Origin of the sequence: Streptomyces sp. KLMMK (genome assembly GCF_036961605.1) — a bacterium.
Lineage (GTDB): Bacteria > Actinomycetota > Actinomycetes > Streptomycetales > Streptomycetaceae > Streptomyces > Streptomyces telluris.
This window is the reverse complement of record NZ_JBAMDC010000264.1, coordinates 1-9,277: the sequence shown is the minus strand read 5'-3', so window position 1 is coordinate 9,277 and position 9,277 is coordinate 1. Positions and strand designations below refer to the sequence as shown.

The window sequence follows — 9,277 nt, the reverse complement described above, 5'->3', positions numbered from 1 at the left end:
AGCCGCCCAGCCGCCCGTACAGCCGGGCCTCGTCGGCGAGTTCACCCCGCGTCAGGCGCAGCTCCAGGGCCCGCCCGTACCAGTCGACGGCCCGCTGCCAGTCCCCCAGCTCGTGGTACGAGGCGGCGATGGACTCCAGGGAGCGGCTGATCGCGTACGGGTCACCCGCCTGCCGCGCCGCGTCCAGCGCCTCCCGGTAGCGGCCCAGGGCGGTCGGGACCCGGCCGGCCCGGGCGTCCAGGTCGCCCAGGTTCAGCAGGGCGGCCGCCTTCTCCAGCGGCATCTCGCAGCGCTGCGCCACGTCCAGGACGAGCTGGTGGAGGCCGTAGAGCTCCGGGCCCGCCTCCTCGGCGCCGAAATGGGCCGTCAGGGCCCGGGTCAGCGCGGACACCAGCCGCCGGGCGAGGGTGTCGAGGCGCCCGTCCTGCACGGCCAGCCGGGCGGCCGCCAGCAGCGCCGGCAGCCGGCGGCGCAGCCACTCGGCGGCGGCCTGCGGCGAGGCGAACCGCAGGGGCCTGGGCAGCTCCGCCAGCCGCTTGCGGGTCAGCGGGTCGTCGGTGCGGGTGGCCGCCCGGCACGAATGCAGCTGACGGACCGTCCGCTCCAGCATCCGCGCCCGGGCCAGCTCGATCTCGGCCGGGCGCTCCTGGGCCGCCATCAGCTCCCGCAGCAGCGCCGTGAGGCAGCCCGGCACCCGGTACTGCGGGGACAGCGAGCCGGAGGGCGGCTCGGCCCGCAGCAGGCCGCGGGCCTCGAAGTCCTCCAGGGCCGTCTGCGCGGCGGCCACCGAGCAGCCGGCCAGCGCGGAGGCGGTGTGGGCGTCGACGGCGCCGGCCGGGGCCAGCGCGAGCAGCCGCAGGATGCGGGCGGAGGGCGCGGGCAGCGCCTCGTGGGCGAGCCGGAAGGCACGGGACAGCGAGCGGCCCGCGACGTCGAGGTTGTCGCCGGACGGCAGCTCCCGCAGCCGGGTGACCGCGTCGACCACGGACAGCTTGGGCAGGGCGGCGAGCCAGCCGCCCACCAGGACGAGCGCCGCGGGCTGGCCGGCGCACTCCTCCACCACCGCCTGCGCGGCGGCCGGGTCGCACGTGATGCGCGTGGGGCCCGCGTAGCGCTCCAGGAGCTCGACGCCCGAGGCGGTGTCGAGGCCGCCCAGGGTGCAGGGCCGCACGTCGGGCACCCCGGTCAGCGGGCCCCGCGAGACGGCCACCACCAGGCACTCGGACTTGTCCGGCAGCAGCGGGTCCACCTGCTCGGCGCCCGCGGCGTCGTCGAGCACCAGCAGCGCCCGGCGGCCGCGGAGGACGGCGCGCACCGCCTGCGTCAGCTCGTCCTCCTCCGCGCCCGGGGGGACGGGCTCGCCGAGCGCGGCGAGCAGCGCACGGGCGGTCCGCTCGGTGGGGACGGGCGAGCCGTCGGTCTCGGTGAGCCGGGCGCGCAGCACGCCGTCGGGATAGCGGCCGGCGAGCTGCCCGGCGAGCTCCTCGGCCAGGGCCGTACGGCCGGAGCCGGGCCGTCCGGCGATGAGCAGGACCCGGCCGCGCCCGCTCTTGCGGCCGGCGAGGGTGTCCAGGCCCGCGCGCACGATATCGGCGCGCAGCTCCTCCAGCTCCCGGCGGCGCCCGACGAACCCCGGCAGCGCGAAGGCCGCCGCGCGGGCCGGGGCGCCCGTCGCCGGAACGGACAGCCGCCGCCCCGGCGGCACCGCCGCCATCCCGCCGCCGGTCTCCACCGCCCGCTCCGCCACGGGGCACACTCCCGTCCACCTGCCACGCACGAGCCCGCCGCGGCCGCGGTCGAGCACGCGACGAGCCTAGTTCACGGCCCGGCACGACCCGGTGAATCCCCACCGGCCCCACAGAAGATCACCTATTCGGTTCTGATGATCGTCGGACAGGCTCCCTACCGCCGCCACGGGTGTGTCCACCTGCCGCGACGGCGCTGCACCGCCACGGCGGGAGTCCGGCGCAATCCGCGACGGCCGGGGCCGCCGCACGGATCCGCCGGAAGGGCACTACGCCTCGAAGGGCCGCGCGGGCCACGGCGCGTCCGCCGGGCGGAGGGCGTCCAGGCCGTCGCCGGCCAGGGCCGCCGTGAGCGAGAGGGCGCCGACGACCAGGCAGTTGTTGTGCAGCTCGCCCGCGAGGACGCCGCGCACCAGCTCCTGGAGCGGCACCCGGGCCAGCTCCATGTCGAGCTCCTCGTGCTCGACCTCGAAGCGCTCGCCCTCGACGTCGGAGATGTCACGGGCCAGGAAGATCCGCACGGCCTCGTCGCAGCCGCCGGGGGTGGTGTAGACGTCGGTCAGCACCCGCCAGTCCTCGGCCTTGACGTGGGCCTCCTCGTACAGCTCGCGCTGGGCGGCGTGCAGCGGGTTCTCGCCGGGCACGTCGAGCAGGCCCGCGGGGATCTCCCACAGCTTCTGCCGGATGGGGTGGCGGTACTGGTTGATGACCAGCACGCGGCCCTCCTCGTCCAGGGCGAGGACGGCGACGGAGCCCGGGTGCACCTGGTAGTCGCGCGTGACGACGGTTCCGTCGGGCATCTCCACCGAGTCCGTGCGGACGCTGGTCTTGTTGCCGGTGAACGGGGTCTGTGTGGCGGTGACCGGCCACTCGGCGGCGGTGTCCTTGATACCCATATACGTCCTCCAGAAATGCGGAAACCGGGGTGAGGGCCTCCGTGCGGAAACCTTCACCCCGGTCAACCGTATAGGTCAGCCCTGCTGACGCTCGACGGCCGCCTTCACCAGGCCCGCGAAGAGCGGGTGCGGGCGGGTGGGACGGGAGCGCAGCTCCGGGTGGGCCTGGGTGGCCACGAGGTAGGGGTGCACCTCGCGGGGGTACTCGACGTACTCCACCAGCTTGTTGTCCGGGGAGGTGCCCGAGAAGAGCAGGCCGGCCTTCTCCAGCTCGGCGCGGTAGGAGTTGTTCACCTCGTAGCGGTGACGGTGGCGCTCCTCCACGTAGGGCTGGTCGTCGTAGACCTCGCGGACGATGGAGCCCTCGGCGAGCTTGGCCGGGTACATGCCCAGGCGCATCGTTCCGCCCATGTCGCCCTCGCCGGCGACGATGTCCAGCTGCTCGGCCATCGTGGAGATGACGGGGTTGGCGGTGGCCGGGTCGAACTCGGTGGAGTTCGCGCCCTCGATGCCGGCCAGGTTGCGGGCGGCCTCGATGACCACGCACTGCAGGCCCAGGCACAGGCCCAGCAGCGGCACCTTGTTCTCGCGGGCGTAGGTGATCGCGCCGACCTTGCCGTTCACGCCGCGGTCGCCGAAGCCGCCGGGGACGCAGATGGCGTCGACGTCGCCGAGCTGGGCGGCGGCGCCGGCCGGGGTCTTGCAGTCGTCGGAGGCGACCCACTTGACCTTGACCTTGGCGCGGTTGGCGAAGCCGCCCGCGCGGATGGCCTCGGTCACCGACAGGTAGGCGTCGGGCAGGTCGATGTACTTGCCGACCAGCGCGACCGTGACCTCGTGGGAGGGGTTGTGGACGCGGTCCAGCAGGTCCTCCCACTGGGTCCAGTTCACGTCGCGGAAGGGCAGGTCCAGCTTGCGCACCACGTAGGCGTCCAGGCCCTCGGTGTGCAGGACCTTCGGGATGTCGTAGATCGACGGGGCGTCGATGGCGGCGACCACGGCGGCCTCGTCGACGTCGCACATCAGCGAGATCTTGCGCTTGATGGCGGTGGGGACCTCGCGGTCGGCGCGCAGCACGATCGCGTCGGGCTGGATGCCGATGTTGCGCAGGGCGGCCACCGAGTGCTGGGTGGGCTTGGTCTTCAGCTCGCCCGAGGGGCCGATGTAGGGCAGGAGGGAGATGTGGACGACGAAGACGTTGTCCCGGCCGACCTCGTGGCGGACCTGACGGACCGTCTCCAGGAACGGCAGCGACTCGATGTCGCCCACCGTGCCGCCGACCTCGGTGATCACGACGTCGACGTCGTCGGTCGCCATCCGGCGGATGCGGTGCTTGATCTCGTTGGTGATGTGCGGGATGACCTGCACGGTGTCGCCCAGGTACTCGCCGCGCCGCTCCTTGGCGATCACCGAGGAGTACACCTGGCCGGTGGTGACGTTCGCCGAACCGTCGAGGTCGACGTCCAGGAAGCGCTCGTAGTGACCGATGTCCAGGTCGGTCTCGGCGCCGTCGTTGGTGACAAACACCTCACCGTGCTGGAAGGGGTTCATCGTGCCCGGGTCTACGTTGAGGTAGGGGTCGAGCTTCTGCATCGTGACCCGCAGTCCCCGGGCCTTGAGCAGCGCGCCCAGGCTGGAGGCCGTCAGTCCCTTGCCGAGCGAGGAGGCGACACCCCCCGTGACGAAGAGGTGCTTGGTCGTCGTGGGCTTAGCGGCAATGGCCAAAGGGGGGCTCCCGTGGTCGCGAGTGGAGGGTGCGTACCGGCGCTCACCCGGAGTTTTCGGGGGTGCCGTCGCTGCGGTTGGGGGGTCTTGCGCCCACCGGTCCACGGGGTACCAGGGTATCAGCGCCCCGGCCCGGCCGCGCCCGCCGACGCGTCCGGGCGCCCTGTGTGGCCCTGCGTGGCGGCCCTGTCACAGGCCACCCATTCGGCTCAGATTCGTCCTCCAACCGTCGCGCGTCGCACCAACTCGGCGTCGTATCCTGCTCGGACACATGCAGCGAGCCGGCCGGCACGGCATCATCCCGCCCTCCCCCAGCCACCTCCCCACAGCTACCGCTGGAGGTGCTCCCAAGGGAGACGCACCATTCCGGAACAGAGCTCGTCTAAAGATCGCTTGACCGCAAGAGGGACCCCTGCCGGGGTCATGTGGCGCCGTTCGACTGGAGATGACGTGGCCGGGCGTATCGAGGATTACGCACTCATCGGCGATATGCAGACCGCCGCCCTTGTCTGCCGGGACGGTACGGCCGACTGGCTGTGCCTGCCCCGATTCGATTCCCATGCCGCGTTCGCCGGTCTGCTCGGCACGGAGGAACACGGCTTCTGGCGGGTCGGCCCCGCGCACCCCTCGGGTGCGGCCCCGCCGCCCGCGGACCGCCGCCGGTACCGGGGGGACTCCCTCGTGCTCGAATCCGAGTGGGACACCCCGCGCGGCACGGTCCGCGTGATCGACTTCATGCCGCCGCGCGACGGCGCGCCCCAGCTGATCCGGATCGTGGAGGGCGTCAGCGGGCGGGTGCCCATGCGCTCCGCGCTGCGCATGCGCTTCTCGTACGGGCGGGTCGTGCCCTGGGTGCACAAGGTCGGCGACCGCACGGTGGCCGTCGCCGGCCCCGACTCGGTGTGGCTCGACACCACCGCCGACACCTTCGGCAAGGACCTCACCACGTACGCGGACTTCACCGTCTCCCCCGGTGAGCGCGTCGCCTTCACCATCAGCTGGCAGCCCTCGCACGGCGAGCCGCCCGCCCTGCCCGACCCGGAGGGCTCGCTGGAGGCCACCGAGGACTTCTGGCGCGAGTGGGTCGAGCACTGTACGTACCACGGGCCCTACCGGGACGCCGTGGTCCGCTCGCTGATCACGCTGAAGGCCCTCACCTACGCGCCGACCGGCGGGATCGTGGCCGCGCCCACCACCTCCCTGCCGGAGGAGATCGGCGGCGTCCGCAACTGGGACTACCGCTACACCTGGCTGCGCGACGCGGCGATCACCCTCTCCTCCCTGCTGCGCACCGGCTACCGCGAGGAGGCCCGCGCCTGGCGCGAGTGGCTGCTGCGCGCGGTCGCGGGCGACCCGGAGAACCTGCAGATCATGTACGGCATCGCCGGAGAGCGCGAGCTGGGCGAGGCCGAGCTGCCGTGGCTGCCCGGCTACGAGAACTCCAAGCCCGTCCGGGTCGGCAACGGCGCGGCCGACCAGCTCCAGCTGGACGTCTACGGCGAGGTCACCGAGGCCCTCCACCTGGCCCATATGACGGGCCTCGCCCGCAACGACTACGCCTCGCTGCTGCAGCTGCGCCTGATCGGCTACCTCGAGGACCACTGGAACGAGCCGGACGAGGGCATCTGGGAGGTGCGCGGCCCGCGCCGCCACTTCGTGCACTCCAAGGTGATGGCCTGGGTGGCCGTCGACCGCACCATCAAGCTCATCGAGTCCGGCGACGTGGACGGACCCCTGGAGCGTTGGCGCGAGCTGCGCGACGACATCCACCGGGACGTGTGCGAGAAGGGGTACGACAAGGAGCGCAACACCTTCACCCAGTCCTACGGGTCGAAGGAGCTGGACGCCTCCTTGCTGCTCATCCCGCAGATGGGCTTCCTGCCGCCCGACGACAAGCGCGTGATCGGCACGATCGAGGCGATCCAGCGCGAGCTGTCGACGCCGGACGGCTTCGTGCTGCGCTACCCCACCGCGGGCGAGGAGGCCGGGGTGGACGGCCTGGAGGGCGACGAGGGTGCCTTCCTCGCCTGCTCCTTCTGGCTCGCGGACGACCTGGCCATGATCGGCCGGGTCGACGAGGCGCGGCAGCTGTTCGAAAAGCTGCTGGGGCTCCGCAACGACCTGGGTCTGCTGGCGGAGGAGTGGGACCCGCGGCTGCAGCGCCAGGTGGGGAACTTCCCGCAGGCGTTCAGCCACGTGCCGCTGATCGACACGGCGCTGCGCCTGACGGCGTCCAGCGCGTTCGGGGGTTAGGGGCGGCCTTCGAGGTTCGCCCCTCGCACAGGCGGTTCTGCACCGCCGGTCTCCGCCGCAGTGGCTGATCGCCGCTGCGGCGGGCACAAAGCCGGGCTCTGCGCCCGCAGCCGGGCCGAACGCACTGGTCAGCGCTTCCGCAAGGCGAAGTACAGGGCGCAGCCACTGACCGGGAGGACCAGGACGGCCGCGGCGGCGTTCAGGCCGCCGTAGCCGCTCACGGCGACGAACGCCCCGGAGAGCGCTCCTCCGGCCGCCCCGACGAGTCCCATCAGCATGTCGGACGCACCCTGCACCTCGGCCCGGTGCGCGGCGTCCACCGATTCGCTCAGCAGCGTGGACGCCGCGACCGTCGCGCACGACCATCCGACGCCCAGCAGGAACAGCCCGGCCGTGACGGCCCACCGCCGGTCCCCGGCGGTGCCCGCGAGGAGCGTCGCGGCCACGTAGACCACCTGCCCGGCCAGGATGACCGGTACCCTGCCGAACCGATCCGCCGCCCGGCCCACCAGAGGCGAGAACGCGTACATGCCTGCGATGTGCAGGCTGATGGTGAAGCCGACGACGCTCAGTGATGCCCCGTGGTGAGCGAGGTGCACCGGCGTCATCGTCATCACCGACACCATCACGGCATGGCCCAGGACCAGGGCAATCAGGCCCGTCAGCGCCGAGGGTGATGCGGCGACGTGGCGCAGGGCGCCGCTCATTCGGGTAAGGAAGCGGGCGCCTCGCCCGGTCGTTTCGCCCGGGTTCAGACGGGCCGCGAGCAGCATCGGGTCCGGGCGCAGCCGGGTGTGGATGAGGGCCCAGCCGAGGAGGTAGGCCACGCCCGAGAAGACGAAGGCGCCCGCCTCCTCGGGCAGCTGCAGCGCACGGGCGACGGCGGCTCCCGGACCGCTCAGGTTGGGGCCGAGGACGGCGCCGACCGTCACCGACCAGACGACCAGGGAGAGGGCGCGGGCCCGTCCGCCGTCCTCCGCGAGGTCGGTCGCCGCGAACCGGGACTGCAGGTTGGCCGCCGTGCCCGCGCCGACGAGGAGGAGGCCCAGGAACGCGAGGGGTATCCAGCCGAGCGGGGCCGCCACCAGGACGACCAGCGAACCCGCGGCGGCGATCAGCACGCCGGTGCCGAGCCCGGCGCGGCGGCCGCGGGACCGGGAGAGCGCCGCCAGGGGGACGGACAGCGCCGCGGCGCCGAGGGTGACCAGGGTGGTGGCGAAGCCGGCAGCGGCCTGGGAGCCGGTGAGCCGCTCCACGAGCAGGCTCCCGGACGAGATCACGGCGCCCATGCCGACCCCGATGAAGATCTGGGCGGCCATGAGGACGCTGACCGTACGGTGCTGGACGGCGGCGCGGTCGGGCAGGGCGGCGGCGTCCCGGCCCGGATCCGGGGATAAGCCGGAGGGGGCGGACTCGGGGCTCTCGGGCACGGCGGTCATGCGGGACAGGGTAGGTGCGGCGCGGGGCGGTGCCTACGGCGGCGGCCGTGCAGCCCGCCCGCCACCGTGCGGCCTCGGGCCCACGCCGAGGGCCCGCCCGGGCAAGAACCTCCCGCCCGCGACGGCCGACAGCCGCCGCGACCTGGGCGGCGGTGCCGGACCCGCCGCAGGGCGCGTCTGACAACCGGGCCGGACGGCCGTTAGGTTCCGGGCATGGAACACACCCCGCAGGGCACCATCACCGTGGCGCGGGCCCTCGCGCTGCCCACCCTGCGCAAAGGCCTCCCCGAGGTGCTCGCGGCGGGCGACCGGCTCGACCGGCCGGTCCGCTGGGTGCACGCCGGCGAGGCCCCGAACATCGCCGCGCTGCTCAAGGGCGGCGAGCTGCTGCTGACCACCGGGCTGGGGCTGGGCAGCCGCCCCGCCGAGCAGCGCGCCTTCGTGCGCGGGCTGGCGGAGCGGGACATCGCGGCGCTGGTGGTCGAGCTGGGCGCGCGCTTCACGACACTGCCGGCCGCGGTGGTGGACACGGCCCGCTCCTGCGGGCTGCCGCTGGTGCAGCTGCACCGGGAGGTGCCGTTCGTCGCGGTGACGGAGGAGATCCACACCGAGCTGGTCAACGAGCACTACGCGCTGCTGCGGCGCGCCGAGGAGGTGCACCGGCGGTGCACGGAGGTGCTGCTGGGCGGCGGCGGGGTGCCGGAGGTGCTGCGGCTGTTCGCGGGCTTCGCGGGCAACCCCGTGTTCCTGGGGGCGCCGGACGGCCGGCTGCTGTACGCGGCGGGGCCCGAGGGCGCCTCCGGCGGGTCGGATCCGCTGCAGGTGTGGGAGGGGCTGCGGTCGGCGGAAATGGCCGGGGCGGTCGTCACCGACATTCCCGGGACCGGTCCCGGGCCGGGCACGGTGCGGGCCCGGCTGACCGTCCTGCCGGTGGACGGCCCGCTGGCGCCCGTGCACCGGATCGCCGCGGACCGTACGGCCGGGCTGCTCGCGGTCGTCCTGCTGCAGGCCCGCCAGGAGGAGGAGCTGGCCGCGCGCGGGCGCGGCGACTTCCTCTCCGACCTCGCCGAGGAGCGGGTGTCCGCGGCGGACGCGCCCGCGCAGGCCCGGGTGCTGGGCTTCAAGCCGGGGCCGGGCCCGCTGCTGCCGCTCGTGATGCGCCCGGCCACCGATCTCGCGCCGGCGGACTGCCGGGCCGCCCTGGCCTGCGCGGTGCAGG

At 73.9% G+C, this 9,277-nt stretch carries 6 protein-coding genes; 2 read left to right on the top strand and 4 right to left on the bottom strand.

The window, feature by feature from the left end; translation table 11 throughout:
* The 3 genes from V7793_RS27375 to V7793_RS27365 all read right to left on the bottom strand — a co-directional run.
* Positions 1-1,714, bottom strand: a 1,714-nt coding sequence (locus V7793_RS27375) for an NB-ARC domain-containing protein (protein WP_336011106.1), incomplete at its 3' end; no start/stop codon positions are given.
* Positions 1,715-2,014: 300 nt separating this feature from the next.
* The gene (locus V7793_RS27370) at positions 2,015-2,641 is read right to left on the bottom strand and encodes an NUDIX hydrolase (RefSeq protein ID WP_336011100.1); all 627 of its coding nucleotides are present in this window, start codon (positions 2,639-2,641) and stop codon (positions 2,015-2,017) included.
* 75 nt (positions 2,642-2,716) lie between these two features.
* Positions 2,717-4,366, bottom strand: coding sequence for a CTP synthase (locus V7793_RS27365; RefSeq protein ID WP_425506485.1), 1,650 nt, complete (start codon positions 4,364-4,366; stop codon positions 2,717-2,719).
* Between the two features lie 450 nt (positions 4,367-4,816).
* On the opposite strand from V7793_RS27365, the gene V7793_RS27360 reads away from it, so the two are divergent.
* Positions 4,817-6,619 (top strand): glycoside hydrolase family 15 protein, encoded by a 1,803-nt coding sequence (locus V7793_RS27360; RefSeq protein WP_336011097.1) that lies wholly within the window; start codon positions 4,817-4,819, stop codon positions 6,617-6,619.
* Positions 6,620-6,747: 128 nt separating this feature from the next.
* Here the strand turns inward: V7793_RS27360 and V7793_RS27355 are convergent, their stop codons facing one another.
* On the bottom strand, positions 6,748-8,058 hold the full coding sequence (locus V7793_RS27355; RefSeq protein ID WP_336011094.1) for an MFS transporter: 1,311 nt from the start codon (positions 8,056-8,058) through the stop codon (positions 6,748-6,750).
* 213 nt (positions 8,059-8,271) lie between these two features.
* On the opposite strand from V7793_RS27355, the gene V7793_RS27350 reads away from it, so the two are divergent.
* A partial coding sequence (locus tag V7793_RS27350) for a PucR family transcriptional regulator ligand-binding domain-containing protein (protein ID WP_336011090.1) occupies positions 8,272-9,277 on the top strand: 1,006 nt, incomplete at its 3' end.

What these genes read in the sequence shown, in the direction of transcription:
- V7793_RS27370 (WP_336011100.1), bottom strand. Translation starts at nt 2,641, where the DNA reads ATGGGTATCAAGGACACCGCCGCCGAGTGGCCGGTCACCGCCACACAG.
- V7793_RS27355 (WP_336011094.1), bottom strand. Translation starts at nt 8,058, where the DNA reads ATGACCGCCGTGCCCGAGAGCCCCGAGTCCGCCCCCTCCGGCTTATCC.